This window comes from Extensimonas vulgaris, assembly GCF_003337425.1.
Lineage (GTDB): Bacteria > Pseudomonadota > Gammaproteobacteria > Burkholderiales > Burkholderiaceae_C > Extensimonas > Extensimonas vulgaris.
In genome coordinates this window covers 43,421-63,028 of record NZ_QPJU01000006.1, presented here as the reverse complement: position 1 = coordinate 63,028, position 19,608 = coordinate 43,421, and the positions used below count along the sequence as shown (strand labels likewise).

Annotated in this window: 18 protein-coding genes; 4 read left to right on the top strand and 14 right to left on the bottom strand. The window is 66.5% G+C overall.

The window, feature by feature from the left end; genetic code table 11:
• Positions 1-17: 17 nt before the first annotated feature.
• From DFR45_RS09610 to aptA, 4 genes are all read right to left on the bottom strand, one after another.
• Positions 18-1,313 (bottom strand): DUF445 domain-containing protein, encoded by a 1,296-nt coding sequence (locus DFR45_RS09610; RefSeq protein ID WP_241659356.1) that lies wholly within the window; start codon positions 1,311-1,313, stop codon positions 18-20.
• A 72-nt stretch (positions 1,314-1,385) separates the two neighbouring features.
• The gene (locus DFR45_RS09605; RefSeq protein WP_114483634.1) at positions 1,386-2,522 is read right to left on the bottom strand and encodes an aminotransferase class V-fold PLP-dependent enzyme; all 1,137 of its coding nucleotides are present in this window, start codon (positions 2,520-2,522) and stop codon (positions 1,386-1,388) included.
• 188 nt (positions 2,523-2,710) lie between these two features.
• Positions 2,711-4,999 carry an NADP-dependent malic enzyme gene (locus tag DFR45_RS09600; protein ID WP_114483498.1) on the bottom strand — a complete coding sequence of 763 codons (2,289 nt, stop codon included), beginning with the start codon at positions 4,997-4,999 and terminating at the stop codon, positions 2,711-2,713.
• A 322-nt stretch (positions 5,000-5,321) separates the two neighbouring features.
• Positions 5,322-6,725 (bottom strand): omega-aminotransferase AptA, encoded by a 1,404-nt coding sequence (gene aptA, locus DFR45_RS09595; protein WP_114483633.1) that lies wholly within the window; start codon positions 6,723-6,725, stop codon positions 5,322-5,324.
• Positions 6,726-6,812: 87 nt separating this feature from the next.
• On the opposite strand from aptA, the gene DFR45_RS09590 reads away from it, so the two are divergent.
• Both DFR45_RS09590 and DFR45_RS09585 read left to right on the top strand, forming a co-directional pair.
• A complete protein-coding gene (locus tag DFR45_RS09590; protein WP_114483497.1) occupies positions 6,813-7,859 on the top strand; it encodes a LysR family transcriptional regulator in 1,047 nt (348 codons plus the stop codon).
• Positions 7,860-7,889: 30 nt separating this feature from the next.
• A complete protein-coding gene (locus DFR45_RS09585; protein WP_114483495.1) occupies positions 7,890-8,189 on the top strand; it encodes a flagellar basal body protein in 300 nt (99 codons plus the stop codon).
• Between the two features lie 72 nt (positions 8,190-8,261).
• On the opposite strand, the gene DFR45_RS09580 is transcribed toward DFR45_RS09585, so the two are convergent.
• Positions 8,262-9,377 carry an ABC transporter substrate-binding protein gene (locus DFR45_RS09580; protein ID WP_114483494.1) on the bottom strand — a complete coding sequence of 372 codons (1,116 nt, stop codon included), beginning with the start codon at positions 9,375-9,377 and terminating at the stop codon, positions 8,262-8,264.
• Between the two features lie 285 nt (positions 9,378-9,662).
• Between DFR45_RS09580 and DFR45_RS09575 the strand changes: the two genes are divergently transcribed.
• Positions 9,663-11,084 carry a mannose-1-phosphate guanylyltransferase/mannose-6-phosphate isomerase gene (locus DFR45_RS09575; protein WP_114483493.1) on the top strand — a complete coding sequence of 474 codons (1,422 nt, stop codon included), beginning with the start codon at positions 9,663-9,665 and terminating at the stop codon, positions 11,082-11,084.
• Positions 11,085-11,104: 20 nt separating this feature from the next.
• Here DFR45_RS09575 and moaC read toward each other — a convergent pair whose 3' ends face one another.
• The gene (gene moaC, locus DFR45_RS09570; protein WP_114483632.1) at positions 11,105-11,593 is read right to left on the bottom strand and encodes a cyclic pyranopterin monophosphate synthase MoaC; all 489 of its coding nucleotides are present in this window, start codon (positions 11,591-11,593) and stop codon (positions 11,105-11,107) included.
• A gap of 81 nt (positions 11,594-11,674) precedes the next feature.
• Here moaC and DFR45_RS09565 point away from each other — a divergent pair, with 81 nt between their 5' ends.
• Complete coding sequence (locus DFR45_RS09565; RefSeq protein WP_114483492.1) at positions 11,675-13,228, top strand: M48 family metalloprotease; 1,554 nt, start codon at positions 11,675-11,677, stop codon at positions 13,226-13,228.
• Here DFR45_RS09565 and DFR45_RS09560 read toward each other — a convergent pair.
• From DFR45_RS09560 to DFR45_RS09525, 8 genes are all read right to left on the bottom strand, one after another.
• The gene (locus DFR45_RS09560; RefSeq protein ID WP_114483491.1) at positions 13,196-13,549 is read right to left on the bottom strand and encodes a phage holin family protein; all 354 of its coding nucleotides are present in this window, start codon (positions 13,547-13,549) and stop codon (positions 13,196-13,198) included. The genes DFR45_RS09565 and DFR45_RS09560 overlap by 33 nt on opposite strands.
• A 15-nt stretch (positions 13,550-13,564) precedes the next feature.
• A complete protein-coding gene (locus DFR45_RS09555) occupies positions 13,565-13,993 on the bottom strand; it encodes a DUF3717 domain-containing protein (protein ID WP_114483489.1) in 429 nt (142 codons plus the stop codon).
• 96 nt (positions 13,994-14,089) lie between these two features.
• Complete coding sequence (locus DFR45_RS09550) at positions 14,090-14,506, bottom strand: F0F1 ATP synthase subunit epsilon (protein ID WP_114483631.1); 417 nt, start codon at positions 14,504-14,506, stop codon at positions 14,090-14,092.
• Between the two features lie 73 nt (positions 14,507-14,579).
• Positions 14,580-16,010: a F0F1 ATP synthase subunit beta gene (atpD, locus tag DFR45_RS09545; protein ID WP_114483488.1), complete on the bottom strand. Its 1,431-nt coding sequence runs from the start codon at positions 16,008-16,010 to the stop codon at positions 14,580-14,582.
• A gap of 36 nt (positions 16,011-16,046) precedes the next feature.
• Positions 16,047-16,913, bottom strand: coding sequence for a F0F1 ATP synthase subunit gamma (atpG, locus tag DFR45_RS09540; RefSeq protein ID WP_114483487.1), 867 nt, complete (start codon positions 16,911-16,913; stop codon positions 16,047-16,049).
• Between the two features lie 69 nt (positions 16,914-16,982).
• Positions 16,983-18,536 (bottom strand): F0F1 ATP synthase subunit alpha, encoded by a 1,554-nt coding sequence (gene atpA / locus DFR45_RS09535; RefSeq protein WP_114483486.1) that lies wholly within the window; start codon positions 18,534-18,536, stop codon positions 16,983-16,985.
• A gap of 41 nt (positions 18,537-18,577) precedes the next feature.
• Positions 18,578-19,117: a F0F1 ATP synthase subunit delta gene (locus DFR45_RS09530; protein WP_114483485.1), complete on the bottom strand. Its 540-nt coding sequence runs from the start codon at positions 19,115-19,117 to the stop codon at positions 18,578-18,580.
• A 10-nt stretch (positions 19,118-19,127) separates the two neighbouring features.
• Positions 19,128-19,598 (bottom strand): F0F1 ATP synthase subunit B, encoded by a 471-nt coding sequence (locus DFR45_RS09525; protein WP_114483483.1) that lies wholly within the window; start codon positions 19,596-19,598, stop codon positions 19,128-19,130.
• Positions 19,599-19,608: the final 10 nt, after the last annotated feature.

The window sequence follows — 19,608 nt, the reverse complement described above, 5'->3', positions numbered from 1 at the left end:
AGTGGGTTCCGGGCTGCTCATCCCCCCAACGCCGCCCGCGCCGCCGCATACAGCGCCCCGGCGTGCGACAGGGCGAACAGCAGCAGGCCGATCAGCCCGCCCACCAGCGTGCCGTTGATGCGGATGTGCTGCAAATCGGGCCCCAGGTGCAGCTCCAGCAATTGCGCCATCTCGCGCGCGTCCCAGCGCTGCACGGTGCCTTCGATGTGCTGGGCGAAAAATTCGGACACCTCGGGCGCCCATTGCACGGCCCAGAGTTCGAGCTGGGCGTCGAGGCGCTCGCGCAGCAGCGCGTCGCCCGCGAGCGCGCGCCCGAGCCACTGGCCCATGGCGACGATGCGGCGCACGAGCGCCGACTGCTCGTCGGCCAAGTCGCGCTGCAGGCGTTCGCGCAGCCCGCCCCACAGCGACTCGACGTACGCGCCCACCGTGGGGTCGGTCTGCAGGTAGCGGCGGATTTCTTCGCCCCTGCGCGCCCACACCGGGTCGCTTTGCAGGCGCTCGATCAGGCGCTGCAGCGCCGCGTCGAGCGCGTCGCGCAGCTGGTGTTCGGGGTTGCGCGCGATTTCGCCGAGCAGGCTTTCCACGGCGTGCGCGATCGCACTCGCGCCCTTGTCGCTGAGCCATTCGCTGGGCAGCACCTTTTCCTTGAGCGGATGTTCGCGCTTGAGCCATTGCACGATGCTCGCGGCGATGAAGGCGCGTGTGTCTTCGGAGCGCAACAGCTGCGCCAGGCGTTCCAGCAGATCATCGAGCAGCGCCTGGTGCCGGCCCTCGTGCGTGAGCGCCTGCAGCGCCGCGGCCATCGAGCGTGTGAGGTCGATCTGGCCGATCAGCGTGCGTGCCGCGGCGCGCATGAAGCGCTGCACCTGTGCGTCTTCGACCATCTCGAGCCCCGCGAGCGCGAGCCGCGCGAGCTGGCGCCCGAGCAGCTCGGCATTCGCGGGCGTGTTGAGCCACTGCGCGAGCAGCGCCGTGGGCGGGTTGCGACGGATCAGCGCCACGAGCGAGGGCGGGTCGAGGAACTTGTCGCGCACGAAGCGTGCGAGGTTGCTGCCGATGCGCTCCTTGTTGCGCACCACGATGTCGGTGTGGCGCTGCAACAGCGGCAGCGGAATGCGCCGAAACAGCGCCGAGACGGCGAACCAGTCGGCCAGGCCGCCGACGATCGCGGCTTCGGCCATGGCGCGCAGGCAATCCACGCCCAGGCTGCGCGGCAGCGCATAGCTCGCGGCAAACAGCGCCGCCATCAACACGAGCAGGCCGCTGGCCTGCCGCTTGGCTTTTTGCAGCGCGCGGGCCTGGTCTGTCACGCCGTAAAACCTGAGGCGATAGCTATCGACACAATAGCTTCCTGCGACCTTCCATAGCCGCGCAACGCCTGATTACGCCAAGGCCGCGATGCGCTCGAGCGCCGTGGCCAAGTGGCCCACGGTGCGCTCGATGTGCTGCCATTTGTCGAGCCCGAACAGGCCGATGCGAAAGCTCATGAAGTCCGGCCCCTCGCCGCACTGCAGCGGCACGCCCGCGGCCGTCTGCAGGTCGACTTCGGCGAACTTCTTGCCGCTTTGGATGCCCGGGTCGGTGGTGTAGCTCACGACCACGCCGGGCGCCTTGTAGCCCTCGGCCGCAACGCTCGCAAAGCCGCGCGATTCGAGCAGCGCGCGCACCCTGGCGCCCAGTTCGATCTGCTCGGCGCGCAGTTGGTCGAAGCCGTGCGCGCGCGCTTCGCGCATCACGTCGCGCAGGCGCACGAGCGCATCCGTGGGCATGGTGGCGTGATAGGCGTGCTGGCCTTTTTCATAGCCCTCGGCGATCTGCAGCCATTTTTTGAGGTCGCAGGCAAAGCTGTTGCTCGTCGTGCCCTCGATGGCCGCACGCGCACGCGCGCCCAGCATCACCAGAGCGCAGCAGGGCGGGCCGCTCCAGCCCTTTTGCGGCGCCGAGATCAGCACATCGACGCCCAGCGCCTGCATGTCCACCCACAGCGCGCCCGAGGCCACGCAGTCGAGCACGAACAGCGCGCCCACGTCGTGCGCAGCCTCGGCCACGGTGCGCAGATAGTCATCCGGCAGCACGATGCCGCTCGCGGTCTCGACGTGCGGGGCAAACACCACCGCAGGCCGCTCGGCGCGGATGCGCGCAGCCACTTCCGCGGCAGGGCACGGCGCCCAGGGCGCCTGCGCGCCCGCGCCCTGCTGGCGCGCCTGGCACACGATGGCCTCGCCGGCAAAGCCGCCCATGTCCAGAATCTGGCTCCAGCGGTAGCTGAACCAGCCATTGCGCACGATCAGCACCTTCTGCCGCTGCGCAAACTGCCGCGCCACGGCCTCCATGCCAAAGGTGCCGCTGCCGGGCACGATGACGGCAGACTGCGCGTGGTACACCTCTTTGAGCGTGGCGAGAATTTCCTGCATCGCGCCCACGAAGCGTTTGGACATGTGGTTGAGCGCGCGGTCGGTATAGACCACCGAAAATTCGAGCAGGCCGTCAGGATCGACATCGGGTAACAGGCCGGGCATGGGTTTTTCTCCGTGCAAAACAGTGATGGCGGTCAGCTTAGCATGGGCAGGATGCTGCTGCTTTTGTATGGTTTTGGTAGCTGCTTGCGCTTGCTGCACCTGGGCTAATGGCCAAAAACATGTCCAAACTCGGCAAGTCACGCCCGCGTGCCGCTCCGTCCCCCCCCGCAGACGGCGCGTGTCGATCTTCAGCGCGCAGCGTTCGCGTCGGCCACCGTGAGCGCGGTCATGTTCACGATGCGGCGCACGGTGGCGCTCGCGGTGAGGATATGCACGGGCTGGGCCGCGCCGAGCAACACCGGGCCGATCGCGATGTTGCCGCCCGCGGCGGTCTTGAGCAGGTTGTAGGCGATGTTGGCCGCGTCGATGTTGGGCAGCACGAGCAGGTTTGCGTCGCCTTCGAGCGTGCTGCGCGGCATCAGCGCGCGGCGCGCGGTGCCGTCGAGCGCCACGTCGCCGTGCATTTCGCCATCGATCTCGAGCCACGGCGCCTGCACGCGCAGCAAGGCGAGCGTCTCGCGCATCTTCACCGCGCTGGGCTCGTTGCTGCTGCCAAAGTTGGAGTGGCTCAGCAGCGCCGCCTTGGGGCGCACGCCAAAACGCATCATCTCCTCGGCGGCCATGACGGTGATCTCGGCGAGCTGCGCGGCGCTCGGGTCGTAGTTGATGTGCGTGTCCACGAGGAACACCTGGCGCTCGGGCAGCAGCAGCGCGTTCATGGCGGCGTAGGTGTTGGCGCCGGGGCGCTTGCCTATCACCTGGTCGATGTAGTTCAGGTGCATGGGGTTGGTGCCCCAGGTGCCGCAGATCAGCCCATCGACGTAGCCCTTGTGCAGCAGCATCGCGCCGATCAGCGACAGGCGCCGGCGCATTTCGATCTTGGCGATGGGGATGGTGATGCCCTTGCGCTCGGTCAGGCGGTGGTAGGTCTGCCAGAAGTCGCGGTAGCGCTCGTCCTGCTCCACGTTGACCACGTCGTAGTCCTGCCCTTCCTTGAGGCGCAGGCCAAACTTGGCAATGCGCTGCGCGATGATCGCGGGCCGCCCGATCAGCGTGGGGCGCGCAATGCGCTCGTCGACCACGATCTGCGCCGCGCGCAGCACGCGCTCTTCCTCGCCCTCGGCGTAGGCCACGCGCTTTTTCGTGCCCGCCTTGGCCGCCGCGTAGATGGGCTTCATGATGGTGCCCGAGGCGTAGACGAAGGTCTGCAGGTGTTCGCGGTAGGCTTCCATGTCGGCAATGGGCCGCAGCGCTACGCCGCTGTCCGCCGCGGCCTGCGCCACCGCGGGCGCGATCTTGATCATCAGGCGCGGGTCGAAGGGCTTGGGGATCAGGTACTCGGGGCCGAACGCGAGCGGCTCGCCCGCGTAGGCCGCGGCCACGACCTCGCTTTGCTCGGCCTGCGCGAGTTCGGCAATGGCGTGCACGGCGGCGACTTCCATCTCCAGCGTGATGGTGGTCGCGCCGCAGTCGAGCGCGCCGCGGAAGATGTACGGAAAGCACAGCACGTTGTTGACCTGGTTCGGGTAGTCGCTGCGCCCCGTGGCCATGATGGCGTCGTCGCGCACGGCGCGCACTTCCTCGGGCAGGATTTCGGGCGTGGGGTTGGCGAGCGCAAAGATCAGCGGGCGCGCCGCCATCGTGCGCACCATCTCGGGCTTGAGCACGCCGCCCGCCGACAGGCCCAGGAACACGTCCGCGCCTGCGATCACCTCGGCCAGCGTGCGCGCGGACGTGGGCTGGGCGAAAAAGCGCTTGTCCTCGTCCATGAGCTCGGTGCGGCCTTCATAGACCACGCCCGCGAGGTCGGTGACCCAGATGTGCTCGCGCGGAATGCCGAGTTTGACGAGCAACCCCAGGCACGCGAGCGCCGCCGCGCCCGCGCCCGAGGTCACGAGCTTGATGTCGGCCAGGTTTTTGCCCGCGACCTTGAGCCCGTTCAGGATGGCCGCGCCCACGACGATGGCCGTGCCGTGCTGGTCGTCGTGGAACACGGGAATGTGCAGGCGATCGCGCAGCTTGCGCTCGACGTAAAAGCAGTCGGGCGCCTTGATGTCTTCGAGGTTGATGCCGCCAAAGGTGGGCTCGAGCGCGGCGATGATCTCGACGAGTTTTTCGGGGTCTTTTTCGTTGATCTCGATGTCGAACACGTCGATGCCCGAGAACTTTTTGAAGAGCACGGCCTTGCCCTCCATCACGGGCTTGCCCGCGAGCGGCCCGATGTCGCCCAGGCCCAGCACGGCCGTGCCGTTCGTGACCACGCCCACGAGGTTGCCGCGGCTGGTGTAGCGAAAGGCCGCGCGCGGGTCCTTGACGATCTCCTCGCAGGGCGCCGCGACGCCAGGCGAATACGCGAGCGCCAGATCGTGCTGGTTCACGAGCTGCTTGGTCGGCATGACGGCGATCTTGCCGGGCTTGGGCTGGGCGTGGTATTCGAGCGCGGCGCGGCGCAGCTCGGCGCGCTTTTCGGGCGACATGCCAATGTTCAGCGCGGCGGGCGCCGCAGCGCTGGAGGCGGCAGAGGAGGAAGGATGGGGGGCCGGGGTGTTCTCGGACATGGGGCTTTCTCCAGGGTGCGCCCCGCAGCGGCACGGCGCAGCAAAAACTGCCAGCGCCCGTGCCTGCACGGGGTGGCGATTGTAGGCCCCAGGCCCGCGCACAGGCCACCACACGGAGCCCCAATGCGGACGGGCGGTGGGCACCGTACCACCCGCACGCGCAAGGCATGCCCAAAAATAAGAATAAAAACGGGCTCTAGCGCCCGTCCATCAAGCGCTTAAAGCTACTTCATCAATAGCATCACGCAGTCTGCGCAAGCGCCTCGCCGAGCGCGTTCACGAGGCGGTCGATCTCGGCCTTTTCGCTGATGAAGGGCGGCGCGAGCTGGATCGTGTCGCCGCCGTAGCGCACGTAAAAGCCCTTCTTCCAGCAGTGCATGGCGATCTCGTAGGGCCGGCGGGCAGGCTCGCCGGGCAGCGGCGCGATCGTGAAGCCCGCGGCGAGGCCGTAGTTGCGGATGTCGAGCACGTGTTTCGCGCCCTTGAGGCTGTGCACGGCCTGCTCGAAGTAAGGGGCGAGCGAGCGCACGCGCGCGATCGCGTCCTCTTTTTGCAGCAAGTCGAGCGCCGCGAGGCCCGCCGCGCAGGCCACGGGGTGCGCCGAATAGGTGTAGCCGTGCGGGAATTCAAGCATGTAGTCAGGCCCGCCCGCAGCCATGAAGGTGTCGTAGATCTCCTTGCGCGCGATCACCGCGCCCAGCGGCTGTGCGCCGTTGGTCACCTGCTTGGCCACGTTCATGATGTCGGGCGTCACGCCGAAAGCCTCGGCGCCCGTGTAGGCACCCGCGCGGCCAAAGCCCGTGATGACCTCGTCGAAGATCAGCAGGATGTCGTGCTGCGTGCAGATTTCGCGCAGGCGTTCGAGGTAGCCCACGGGCGGAACCACCACGCCACCCGAGCCCGAAAAGGGCTCGACGATCACGGCCGCAATGTTCGAGGCGTCGTGCAGCGCGATCAGGTCGAGCAGCCGGTCGGCCAGCTGGCGCCCGCCCTCGGTGGGCTGGCCCTTGGCAAACGTGCCCGCGGGCGGCTGCGTGTGCGGCAGGTGGTCGGCCTCCACGCCCTGGCCGTAGAACTTGCGGTTCGCGCCGATGCCGCCCACCGACGTACCGCCGAAGTTCACGCCGTGGTAGCCCTTTTCGCGCCCGATCAGGCGCGTCTTGCTCGCCTGGCCTTTGAGGCGCCAGTACGCACGCGCGAGCTTGAGCGAGGTGTCGGCCGCCTCCGAGCCCGAGCCGGTGAAGAACACGTAGTCGAGCCCCGCGGGCGTGAGCTCCTTGATTTTGTTGGCGAGCGCGAACGCGGCCGGGTGCCCGAACTGGAACGCCGGCGCGTAGTCCAGCGTGCGCGCCTGCTCGGCGATGGCTTCGGCGATCTCGCGCCGCGCGTGGCCCAGGCCCGTGCACCACAGGCCCGAGAGCCCGTCGAACACCTTGCGCCCGTCGGCGTCGGTGAAGTAGGCGCCGCTCGCGGCGACGATCAGGCGCGGGTCGGCCTTGAACTGGCGGTTCGCGGTGTAGGGCATCCAGTGCGCGTCGAGCCAGGCGGCGTCGCGGCGCACAGGCGCAGGAAAGGATGCGGGAGAGGCCGCGGATTCGGCGGCAGTAACGGGGGCGGCAGTGGGGGCAGCGGTGGCAAGTGACATGGCAGTCTCCAAACAATCAAAGCAGGCATTGTTGGCGGCAGCCATAATCTCTCCAATAGTGCAATATCACCGTTTACTTGAGCATCTATGCAAGTAAATCACCCCCCTGCCCTTGCCCCGCTGCCGCCCACCGACGGGCGCCAACGCGCCGTGCTTGGCCAGCTCAGCGACATGGACCTGCGCCTGCTACAGGTGTTCAAGAGCGTGGTCGAGTGCGGCGGCCTGGCCGCGGCCGAGCTCGAACTCAACATCGCCACGAGCACCATCAGCCGCCACCTCAAAGACCTGGAGACGCGCCTGGGCCTGGTGCTGTGCCGGCGCGGGCGCGCGGGCTTTGCGCTCACGCCCGAAGGCCGGCGCGTGTATGAGGAAACGCTGCGCCTGCTCGACGCGGTGCAGGCGTTTCGCCGCGGTGTGGACGACATCCACGCGCGCCTGGGCGGGCCGCTGGCGCTGGCCGTGTTCGACCAGACCGCAAGCAACCCGGCCGCGCGCATCCACGCGGCCATCGCCGACTTCACGCGCCAGGCGCCCGGCGTGCACCTGGAGCTGCACGTGGGCAGCATCCAGGCGATCGAGCGCGGCGTGCTCGAAGGGCGCTTTCAGGTCGGCATCATCCCCGCGCACCGCAGCGCCTCCAGCCTGCTCTATACGCCGCTGTTCGACGAAACCATGCTGCTGTATTGCGGCGCCGGGCACCCCTTGTTCGGCGCCGATCGCGACGCGCTCGCTGCGCTCGACTGGGACGCGCTGCGCCGCTACCCGTTCGCGGGCCTGGGCTACCACTCACCCAACATGGAGCTGAGCCACCAGGCGCAGCTCACGCGCAGCGCCACGGGCTTCGACCAGGAGGCCATCGCCACGCTGATCCTCTCGGGCTGCTTTCTGGGCTTTTTGCCCGACCACTACGCCGAAGCCTTCGTGCGCGCGGGCCGCATGCAGGCCGTGCGGCCCACGCTGTTTCGCTATACCTGCAGCTTCGTGGGCCTGCTGCGCCGCTCGCCCGCGCCCACGCGCGCCGCGCAGCTGCTGCAGCGCTGCCTAGTGCAAGCGCACGCCATGGCGCAGGAGCAGGAGCAAGGCCGAGTGGCAGGCGATTTTTCTTGCGCGGCCGCAAATGGCGCCGCAGAATAACGGCTCGTTACGAATCCCACCGCTGCTGCCATGAACGCCCTTTCTTCCACCGCCCTCTCCGGCCTGCAGGCCGCGCAGCTGCGCCTGGATGCAGCCGCGAGCAACATCGCGAACGCCAACACCCCCGGCTACCGGCGCGTGTCCGCCCTGCAGCAAGCAACGCCCGACGGCGGCGTGCAAGCGCAGCTGCAGCGCGCACCGCAAGCGGGCGCCGCGCTGGAACAAGACGTGGTCGAGCAGCTCTCGGCCACCTACGCCTTCAAGGCGAATTTGCGCACGCTGCAGGCGCAGCAGCAGACGCTGGGCGCACTGCTCGACACCCAGGCCTGATCGCGCGGCGGCGCACGAAAGCGCATGTGCCCCACGGCGCGCCGCGCGCAATCCCCGACGGCGCCCCTCAGCTCAGGTCAGCACGCGGCCGTCGCCCTTGAGCATGGACAGTTCGACGAAACGTGACGCCACGTGGCGCGTGGGCGACAGGCTGACCTGAAAGCCGCCGAAAGTCGTCTCGCCCAGCGACTCCAGACCGGCCACCAGCCCCTCGCGCGAGGCCCTGGATGCGCGTTTGAGCCCTTCGGCGAACAGCCTGGCCGCCAGATAGCCTTCCATGCTCGAATAGTTGACCTGCACGTTGCCGGCCTTTTTCGCTGCGGCGACGAACTCGCGCGTGATGCCGTTGGCCGCGTTGTAGGGCGAAGGCACGACCTGCGACACCACCACACCCTCGGCATCCTTGCCCAGTTCCTCGGCCAGTGCCTGCGTACCCACGAAGGAGACGTTGTAAAACAGCCCGCCGTAGCCGGCCTTGCGCGCCGCGCGCACGAAGGCCGCGCAAGACTTGTACGCGCTGACCTGTACCACCGCGTCGGGCGCCGCCGCGACCAGCGTGGCCACGGCCTTGGCGACATCGACCGAATTGCGCTCCACCGTCGCAGTCGCCACGGGCTTGAGGTTCTGCTCGGACAAGGCCAGGCGCACGCCATCGAGGCCGGCCTGGCCGTAGGCGTCGTTCTGGTGGAACACGGCGATTTTTTTCAGCCCCAGGTGCGTGAGCTGCTTGACGATCAGCGCCGTTTCGTCGTTGTACGAGGCGCGCAGGTGGAAAACCGTCTTGTGCAAAGGCTCGCGCAAGGCCATGGCGCCCGTGAGCGGAGCGATGAAGGGCACCTGCGCGCGCGTGGCCAAGGGCAGCGCGGCCAGGCTCGTGGGCGTGCCGACGTAGGCAAACAACGCGAACACGTCTTCGCCCAGCAGCTTGCGCGTGTTTTCCGCGCAGCGCTCGGGCTCGTAGCCATCGTCCATGGTGCGGATCACGATGCTGCGCCCGCCTATGCCCCCTTGCGCATTCAGCTGGTCGAAATACAGCTTGGCGCCGCTGTGGTACTGGATTCCGAGCTGCGCCGCCGGCCCGGTAAAGGGCGCGGACTGCCCCAGCACGAGGCGATTTTCCTGCGCGCGCACGGCGGGCAGGCCGAGCAGGCTGGCGGCGGCAATGGCAAACTGGCGGCGATTGGGCATGGCTTGTCCCTCAGAAAAAATGCAAAAAATACCAGGCGCAGGGCACTGGCAGGAGCTAGGTTTCGCAAGCCAAATGCCGCACCAGGCAAACAGTGCGCCAATCGTAGCGTGCACAACCACACCCGCGGTGCCGCTGGGCGCGCTGCTCGGCGTCCGCGCCTGACCTGTGGCGCCCGCGAACGCCCAGCGCGCCACCCCATGCACCGCGCACGAGGCGTCGGGGGTTTGTTTCCGGTTTGGGCCTCTCTGCGAAAATCGCGCCTTCGATTTTCGGAGCGCCTTTTCATGATCTGCCCCGTGGTTCTGTGTGGTGGCTCGGGCACGCGCCTGTGGCCGCTCAGCCGCAAGGCCCTGCCCAAGCAATTCGTCCCCCTGATCGACGGCCAAAGCCTGCTGCAGCTCACGCTGGCGCGGCTCAAGCTGTTGCAGCCCGCGGGCGACGCGGCGGCCGGGCCGCGCGCCGTCTGCGTGGCGGCGGAAGAGCACCGCTTTCTCGTGCTCGACGCGCTCCAGGCCGCGGGCCTGCGCGGCGAGGTCATTCTCGAACCCGTGGGCCGCAACACCGCTGCGGCGATGGCGCTCGCCGCCTTGCGGGCGCCCGCGCACGAGCTGCTGCTGTTTTGCCCGGCCGACCACCACATCCCCGACGCTGCGGCCTTCGCGGCGATGGTGCAGCAGGCGAGCGCGGCCGCGCACAGCGGCGCCATCGTCACCTTCGGCGTGCACCCGAGCTTTCCGAGCACGGCCTACGGCTACATCGAGCAAGGCGCGGCGCGCGGCGACGGCAGCTACGCGGTGGCACGCTTCATCGAAAAACCCGACGCCGCGCGCGCCCAGGCGCTGCTGCTGCAGGGCGACGTGCTCTGGAACGCGGGCATCTTTCTGTGCCGCGCCGACGTGCTGCTGGCCGCGCTGCAGGCGCACGCCCCCGACATCCTCGAGAGCTGCCGCCGCGCCATGGCGGGCGCCACGCAGGACGAGGTCTTCATCCGCCCCGAGCCTGCCGCCTTTCGCGCCTGTCGCGCCGAAAGCATCGACTACGCCGTGATGGAGCATTGCCAGAACGTCGCCGTCGTGCCTTTTCACGGGCGCTGGAGCGACGTGGGCAGCTGGAACGCGGTGGCCGAGCTCACGCCCGCCGACGCGCAGGGCAACCGCATCGTCGGCGCGGGCCTTGCAGTGCAGGCGCAGGGCACCTACATCCACGCGCCGCACCGCCCCGTGGTGGCGCTGGGCACGCAAGACCTCTTGATCATCGACACGCCTGACGCCGTGCTGGTCATGGAGCGCAGCCACGCCGAGCAAGTCAAGAGCGTGGTCGCGCAGCTCGAAGCGCAGGAGACGCCGCAGGCCGCGCAGCACCGCAAGGTGGCGCGCCCCTGGGGCTGGTACGACAGCGTGGACGCGGGCGAGCGCTTTCAGGTCAAGCGCATCATGGTGCGCCCCGGCGCCGCCCTGAGCCTGCAGCTGCACCACCATCGCGCCGAGCACTGGATCGTCGTCAAAGGCACGGCAGAGGTCACGCGCGGCAAGGAGAGCTTTTTGCTCACCGAGAACCAGTCCACCTACATCCCAATCGGCGAAGTGCACCGGCTGCGCAACCCGGGCAAGACCGATCTGGAGATGATCGAGGTGCAGTCCGGCAGCTACCTCGGCGAGGACGACATCGTGCGCCTCGAAGACCGCTACGGGCGCCAGGACGGTTGAGAGTTATCTGCATCCGCGCTTCAGCGCGCGACGAAGCTGCCCGACTTGCCGCCGTGCTTTTCGAGCACGCGCACGTCGGTGATCGTCATGCCGCGATCGACGGCCTTGCACATGTCGTAGATCGTGAGCAGCGCCACCTGCACCGCGGTGAGCGCCTCCATCTCCACGCCCGTGGGGCCCACGGTTTCCACGGTTGCAGAGCAAAATATGCCGATAGCGCCCGCCACATGAGCGCTGGCAGCTTCGAAGTCGATAGCAACGCGCGTGAGCGGCAGCGGATGGCACAGCGGGATCAGCTCGCTCGTCTTCTTCGCGGCCTGGATGCCCGCGATGCGCGCAATGCCCAGCACGTCGCCTTTTTTCGCGCTGCCCGATTCGATCAGCGCAAGCGTTTCGGGCAACATCTGGATGCGCCCGCCGGCCACGGCGATGCGGTGCGTCGCGGGCTTGGCCGCGACATCGACCATGTGGGCCTGGCCCTGGGCGTCGAAATGGGTCAATGGGGAAATCGATGAGGTCATGGCAATGCAGCGTCGTGGGCTGGCATCATACGAGCAGCCAGCCAACTCTGCGGGTGCGCCCCGAACTCTATGCGATATTTCAAGCGAAATTGGCGCCTAGCCCTTATCAATAAAGCGCTAGCAGCTTCTCTTATTGTAGCTACCGGAGTCTCCCTGCCGCCGTCCACCTCTGCGCAGACGCGCCTGCCCGCGCTCGGCGAGGGCGGCGACATCACCGTGGCCGAGGAGCGCCAGCTCGGCGACATGATTGCGCGCGACATCTATCGCGACCCCTCCTACGTCGACGACCCACCGCTCGCCGAATACGTGCAGGGCATCTGGGACGAACTCCTCGCCGCGGCACGCAAACTCGGCGAGCTCACACCCGAAATCGACGCGCCCTTCGCCTGGGAGGTGCTTCTGATCCGCGACCGTACCGTGAATGCGTTTGCGCTGCCCGGCGGCTACATGGGCGTGCAGTTCGGCCTGATCGGCGTCGTGACCTCACGCGACGAGCTCGCCTCCGTCTTGGCACACGAAACCAGCCACATCACGCAGCGCCACATCTCGCGCCTGATCACGCAGCAGGGCCAGCAGACGCCGCTCGTGATCGCCGCGATGGTACTGGGGGCGCTCGCAGCTTCGCGCAGCCCCGACGCCACGCAGGCGCTGGTTCTGGGCGGGCAGGCGCTCGCGGTGCAAAACCAGCTCAACTTCTCGCGCGACATGGAGCGCGAAGCCGACCGCATGGGCTACACGCTGATGCAACCCGCAGGCTTTGCGCCCCAAGGCTTCGTGAGCATGTTCGACAAGCTGCAGCAAGCCAACCGCCTCAACGACAACGGCGCCTGGCCCTACCTGCGCACGCACCCGCTGACCACCGAGCGCATCGCCGACATGCAGGCACGCCTGCAATCCACCGGCCTGGCCTTTTTCGTGCCGCCGCCCACGACCGAGCACGCCATGCTCTCGGCGCGCGCACGCGTGCTCGCCAATCCCGGCGTCGATGCGCTGCGCCAACGCGTGGCCGAACCCAAGAACCCCGGCTTTGCGACCCTGCCGCTCGCGCGCCGCGCCGCGGCCCTCTACGCCACGGCGCTCGCGAGCAGCCAGCTGCGCGACTTCGACGGCGCACGCGCAAGCGCCAGGCAGCTCGCCGACGCCGTGCGCAGCGACGCGGGAGCGCTGCGCCAGGCGCAACTGCTGGCGACCGAAATAGAGCTCGCCGCGGGCGACGCACAAGCCGCCCTGCAACGCCTGCCGGCCAAAGAGCGTTCGCCCCATCCCCGCCCGGAGATGCTGCTGCGCGCGCAAGCCCTGCTGCGCAGCGGTCGCGTGGCCGACGCCGCCGAAGTGGCCGAGACTCTGCAGACCTGGGTCACCACGCATGCGCGCGACGCGACGGCGTGGCAACTGCTTGCCAGCGCTTGGCAGGTGCAAGGCCAAGCGCTGCGGGCGATACGCGCCGAAGCCGAATCCTTCGTCGCGCACTACGACTACGCGGCGGCAGTCGATCGCCTCAAGGCCGCGCAGAACCTCGCGCGCAAGGGCGGCGCGAATGTCGATTACATCGAGGCATCGATCATCGACGCGCGCCTGCGCGCCGTGCAGCTACTTGCGAAGGAACAAGCCGCCCAGCGCTGAGTCGATCACGAGCCCGAGCAGCGAATACAAAAGCGACCCCCACAGCGCCGCGCCAAAGCCGTTCACGTGAAAGCCTTCGAGGATGGAGGCTGCGGCCCAGAACAGCAGCGCGTTGATGACGAACAAAAACAGCCCCAGCGTGAGCACCGTCACGGGCAGCGTCAACAACACCAGGATGGGGCGCAACACCACGTTGAACAGACCGATCACGAGCGACGCGATCAAGGCTGCACCAAAGCTCTGCACCTGCACGCCGCTGTAAAGGTAGGCCACACACAGCAGCGCGACCGCGCTGAGTATCCATTGAAGAAGTAGTTTCATGGCTTCAGAATACCACTAGCAGCCTGTCGGGCCGCTGCGGTTTTCTGCAGCGCGTTCGGCGTAGCGGTTGAAGCGCCAGGCCGTGTGCTCGCGCGTGATGCGCCGCCAGACGGCGCGCTTTTCCACGGCTCCCATTTCGGGCCAGCGCTGCACCTCCGCGAACGTGCGCCCGCAGCCTTTGCATACGGCATCGCCCTGGCTGGTGGAGCAAATCGCAATGCAGGGAGTATCGGGCGTGCTCGCATACCACTGCAGCCACGCGGCGTGTGCCTGCGGCGACAGCGCGCACTCATCGACCTCCTCTGCGTGGCGATACACCATGCCCGCATACACCTCGGCCAAGGCGCGCGTTTGCGGCGCAAGCGCTCCATCCTCGCCCGCCGGGGCACGCACCCGCCAATGGTTGATCGCGGCTTCGATGTCGGTGATATGGATGCTCGCCATAGGAACGACCGCGCCTATGTGCAGCATCGACCAAAAAGCCCGGAACACGCCGGGCTTTTCAATCGCGCAACGCACACGCGGTGGCGTGCGCTCTTTTTACTTTTTCTGGCGGTACTTGCGCAATGCGGCGAGCTGCGCCGCCATGATGGCGAGCTCGGCCTGCGCTTTTGCCAGATCGATCTCGCTCTTGGCGTTCTTGAGCGCTTCTTCGGCGGCGCGCCGCGCTTCGTTGGCTTTTTCTTCGTCCAAATCCCTGCCGCGGATGGCGGTGTCGGAGAGCACGGTGACGCAATCAGGCTGCACTTCGAGAATGCCGCCCGCCACGAAAACGAACTCTTCCTCACCGTTGGCCATCTCGATGCGCACCGAGCCGGGTTTGATGCGCGTGATCAGCGGCGTGTGGCGCGGGTAAATACCCAACTCGCCCATCTCGCCGGGCAAAGCGACGAAGCGCGCTTCACCGGCAAAAATGGATTCTTCCGCACTGACCACGTCGACGTGGATGGTGTTCATCATTGCTCCTGCAAAAGCTAAGGGGTTAGTCGGACAGGGACAGGCAGGGTTGGTTTAGCCTGTCCACGGCCGCTCAAACCAGCTTCTTGGCCTTTTCGAAGGCCTCGTCGATGGTGCCGACCATGTAGAAGGCCTGCTCGGGCAGGTGGTCGCACTCGCCGTTCACGATCATCTTGAAGCCGCGGATGGTCTCGGACAGCGGCACGTACTTGCCCGGCGAGCCCGTGAACACTTCGGCCACGTGGAAGGGCTGCGACAAAAAGCGCTGGATCTTGCGCGCGCGCGCCACGGCCAGCTTGTCTTCGGGCGCGAGTTCGTCCATGCCCAGAATCGCGATGATGTCGCGCAGCTCCTTGTAGCGCTGCAGCGTGCCCTGGACGGCGCGCGCGACGCTGTAATGCTCCTCACCGACGACCAGCGGGTCGAGCTGGCGGCTCGTGGAGTCGAGCGGATCGACGGCCGGGTAGATCCCCAGCGCGGCAATGTCACGCGACAGCACCACGGTGGAGTCCAAGTGCGCGAAGGTCGTGGCAGGCGAAGGGTCGGTCAAGTCGTCCGCAGGCACATACACAGCCTGGATCGAGGTGATCGAGCCCACCTTGGTCGAGGTGATGCGCTCTTGCAGACGGCCCATTTCTTCGGCCAGCGTAGGCTGGTAACCCACGGCAGACGGCATGCGGCCCAGCAGCGCGGACACTTCAGTGCCGGCCAGCGTGTAGCGGTAGATGTTGTCCACGAAGAACAGCACGTCGCGGCCTTCGTCACGGAAGGATTCGGCGATGGTCAGGCCCGTGAGCGCCACGCGCAGGCGGTTGCCCGGCGGCTCGTTCATCTGGCCATACACCATGGACACCTTGGACTCGCTGAGGTTCTCGAGGTTCACCACGCCCGATTCGGCCATTTCGTGGTAGAAGTCGTTGCCCTCGCGGGTGCGCTCGCCCACACCGGCAAACACCGACAGGCCCGAGTGCGCCTTGGCGATGTTGTTGATGAGCTCCATCATGTTCACGGTCTTGCCCACGCCGGCGCCGCCGAACAGACCCACCTTGCCGCCCTTGGCGAACGGGCAGACCAAATCGATCACCTTGATGCCGGTTTCGAGCAGTTCCTGCGAGGGCGAGAGCTCGTCATACGCCGGCGCCTTGCGGTGGATGGAGGCCGTGACCTCCTGGCTCACGGGTCCACGCTCGTCGATGGGCGTGCCGAGCACGTCCATGATGCGGCCGAGCGTCGCTTTGCCCACCGGCACCGTGATCGGGTGGCCGGTATTGCTGACCATGAGGCCGCGGCGCAGCCCTTCGGATGAGCCGAGCGCAATCGTCCGCACCACACCGTCGCCCAATTGCTGCTGCACCTCGAGCGTCAGCGGCGAGCCCTCGAGCTTGAGCGCATCGTAAATTTTGGGCATGCGCTCGCGTGGAAACTCCACGTCCACCACGGCACCAATACATTGCACGATCTTGCCCAGCGCGCCTGCGCTCTGGGAGGTATTTTCTTGAGCCATTTGTTCTCGCTCCAATTTTGAGGTCGCCGGTGCCGCTCAGACTGCGGCGGCACCTGCGACGATTTCCGAAAGTTCTTTCGTGATCGCGGCCTGGCGTGTCTTGTTGTAAACCAGCTTCAGCTCGGCAATCACATTGCCTGCGTTGTCGGTCGCTGCCTTCATGGCCACCATGCGCGCCGACTGCTCGGACGCCATGTTTTCGGCCACGGATTGGTAGATCAGGGATTCGACGTAGCGCAGCAGCAACTCGTCGATCACGCTCTGCGGATCGGGTTCATAGAGGTAATCCCAGCTGTGCGCGGTACTGCCTTGCGCCAGTTGCGCAGACGACAGCGGCAACAATTGCTCCACCATCGATTCCTGCTTCATCGTGTTGATGAACTTGGTGTAGCAGAGGTAGACCGCGTTGATCTTGCCCTCGGCATACGCATCGAGCAGCACCTTGACGGGGCCGATGAGCTTGTCGAGGTGCGGCGTGTCGCCCAAACCCGTCACGTGCGAAACCACCTTGGCGCCGATGCGGTTCAAAAAACCCAGGCCCTTGTTCCCTATCGCCACGGTCTGTACGTCCACGCCAGCGCCTTGCAGCTCGCGCAACTTGGCCGTGATGGCGCGCAACACGTTGGTGTTCATGCCGCCGCACAGACCCTTGTCGGTCGTGACGACGATCATGCCGGCCGCCTTCACGTCGTTGACCCTCATGAAAGGGTGCACGTATTCGGGGTTCGCTTGGCTCAAATTCGCGGCGATGTTGCGGATTTTTTCGCTGTAGGGACGGGCGGCGCGCATCCGATCCTGCGCTTTGCGCATCTTGGATGCAGCCACCATTTCCATGGCCTTGGTGATCTTCTTGGTGTTTTCCACCGATTGGATCTTGCTGCGTATTTCCTTGCCTACTGCCATATCAGTTCCTCGTTGGTTGGGGACGGAGCGTGCGCCTCGCTACTGCTGCGCCCCACAAGGTTTAAGGTCTCAGGCGAAGGACTTTTTGAACGCCGTGATCGCGGCGGTCAACTCGACCTCGGCGTCCTTGTCCATGGCCTTGTCCTTTTCGAGCTTGGCCAACAGGGCGGCGTGGCTGGTTTGCAGGAACTGGTGCAGGCCGTGTTCGAACTCGAGCACCTTCTTGACATCGACATCGTCGAGAAAGCCCTTGTTCACCGCGAACAGCGAGGCCGCCATCAGCGAGATCGGCAGCGGGCTGTATTGCGGCTGCTTGAGCAGCTCGGTCACGCGCGCGCCGCGGTCGAGCTGCTTGCGCGTGGCTTCGTCGAGGTCGGACGCGAACTGCGCGAACGCCGCGAGTTCGCGGTACTGCGCGAGGTCGGTACGGATGCCGCCGGACAGGCTCTTGATCAGCTTGGTCTGCGCCGCACCACCGACGCGCGACACGGAAATACCGGCGTTGATGGCGGGGCGGATGCCTGCGTTGAACAGGTTGGTTTCGAGAAAGATCTGGCCGTCGGTGATCGAGATCACGTTGGTCGGCACGAACGCGGACACGTCACCGGCTTGCGTCTCGATGATGGGCAGCGCCGTGAGCGAACCCGTCTTGCCCTTGACTTCGCCTTTGGTGAAGGCTTCGACGTAGTCGGCGTTGACACGCGCGGCGCGCTCGAGCAAGCGGCTGTGCAGATAGAACACGTCACCGGGGAAGGCTTCGCGGCCCGGCGGGCGGCGCAGCAGCAGCGACACCTGGCGATAGGCGACGGCCTGCTTGGACAGGTCGTCATAGACGATCAGCGCATCTTGCCCGCGGTCGCGGAAGTATTCGCCCATGGTGCAACCCGAATAGGCCGACACATACTGCATGGCGGCGGACTCGGAAGCCGATGCGGCGACGACGATGGTGTACTCCATCGCGCCCGCTTGCTCGAGTGCGCGCACGACGTTCTTGATCGACGAAGCCTTCTGGCCGATCGCGACGTAAATGCAGGTCACGCCCTGGCCCTTTTGCGCGAGGATCGCGTCCACGGCGACGGCCGTCTTGCCGGTCTGGCGGTCACCGATGATCAGCTCGCGCTGGCCGCGGCCGATAGGCACCATGGAGTCGATGGACTTGAGCCCGGTCTGCAGCGGCTGGTCCACCGACTGGCGCGCGATCACGCCGGGGGCGACCTTTTCAATCACGTCGGTGAGCTTGGCGTCGATCGGGCCCTTGCCGTCGATCGGCTGGCCCAGGGCATTGACCACACGCCCCACGAGTTCGGGGCCCACGGGCACTTCCAGGATGCGGCCCGTGCATTTGACGGTGTCGCCTTCGGAGATGTGCTCGTATTCACCGAGAATCACCGCACCGACCGAGTCGCGCTCGAGGTTCAGCGCCAGGCCGTAGGAGGGCGCGCCACTGGGCGTGGGCGGGAATTCCAGCATTTCGCCCTGCATGGCGTCAGAGAGGCCATGCACGCGCACGATACCGTCGGAGACGGACACGACGACGCCCTGGTTGCGGATGTCGGCATGCGCGGCCAAGCCCTCGATGCGGCTTTTGATGAGTTCAGAAATTTCTGCGGGATTGAGTTGCATCACTCTTTCCTTCCTTGGTTGAGCCTAAAGCCCACCGCACTTCAGGCGGTGAGGGCCGCTTTCATTTGTTCGAGACGGGCTTTGACCGAGGTGTCTAGCACCTCGTCGCCCACCACTACGCGAATGCCGCCGATCAGCGCGGGGTCGAGCTGCACGCTGAGGTTCAGCTTGCGCCCGAAACGCTTTTCGAGCACCGGACGCAAATCGGCCAATGCCGCCTCGTCGAGCGGAAAAGCGCTATAGACGACGGCATCCGAGCTGCCTTTGTGCTCGTTCACGCGGGCACGGAATTGTGCGGCGATCTCGGGCAGTGCGGCCAGACGTCCATTGGCGATCAGCGTGCGCAAAAAATTTTGCGCGAGCGACGGCAGCGCAGAGCGCGCCACGCCCGTGATGAGGTCGTACACCTGGTCGTCCGTGACCTTGGGGCTCGCAGCGACTTCCTGCACTTGCGGCGTTGCGGCAATCGCTGCCAGCTCTTCGACCCAGTCGGCCGTGCCATCGAGGTCGGCGCCCGTCTCGACGGCGGCCTTGAACAGGGCCTCGGCGTAAGGGCGGGCAATGGTGGCGAGTTCTGCCATCTGTGTCCCCTTACAGCTCGGTCTTCAAGCGGTTCAGCAAGTCGGAATGCACCTTGGCATCGACTTCTTTGCGCAGGATTTGCTCGGCACCTTTGATGGCGAGTTCGGCCACTTGGTCGCGCAAAGCCTCGCGCGCACGCACCGCCTGCTGCTCGGCCTCGGCCTGCGCCGCAGCGATGATTTTGTTGGCCTCTTCGCTGGCACGCGCTTTGGCCTGTTCGATGATGGACTGCGCCAGACGCTCTGCGTCCGCCAGGCGCGCGGCAGCCTCGTTGCGCGCTTGCGCCAGTTCCTTTTCGACGCGCTGGTTCGCAGCGCTCAACTCGGACTTGGCACGATCGGCGGCAGCGAGACCATCGGCGATTTTCTGTGCTCTTTCATCCAGCGCCTTGGCGATCGGTGGCCACACGAATTTCATCGTGAACCACACCAAAATCAAAAAGACGATGGCCTGAAAGAACAGTGTCGCGTTGATATTCACGGCAACACCT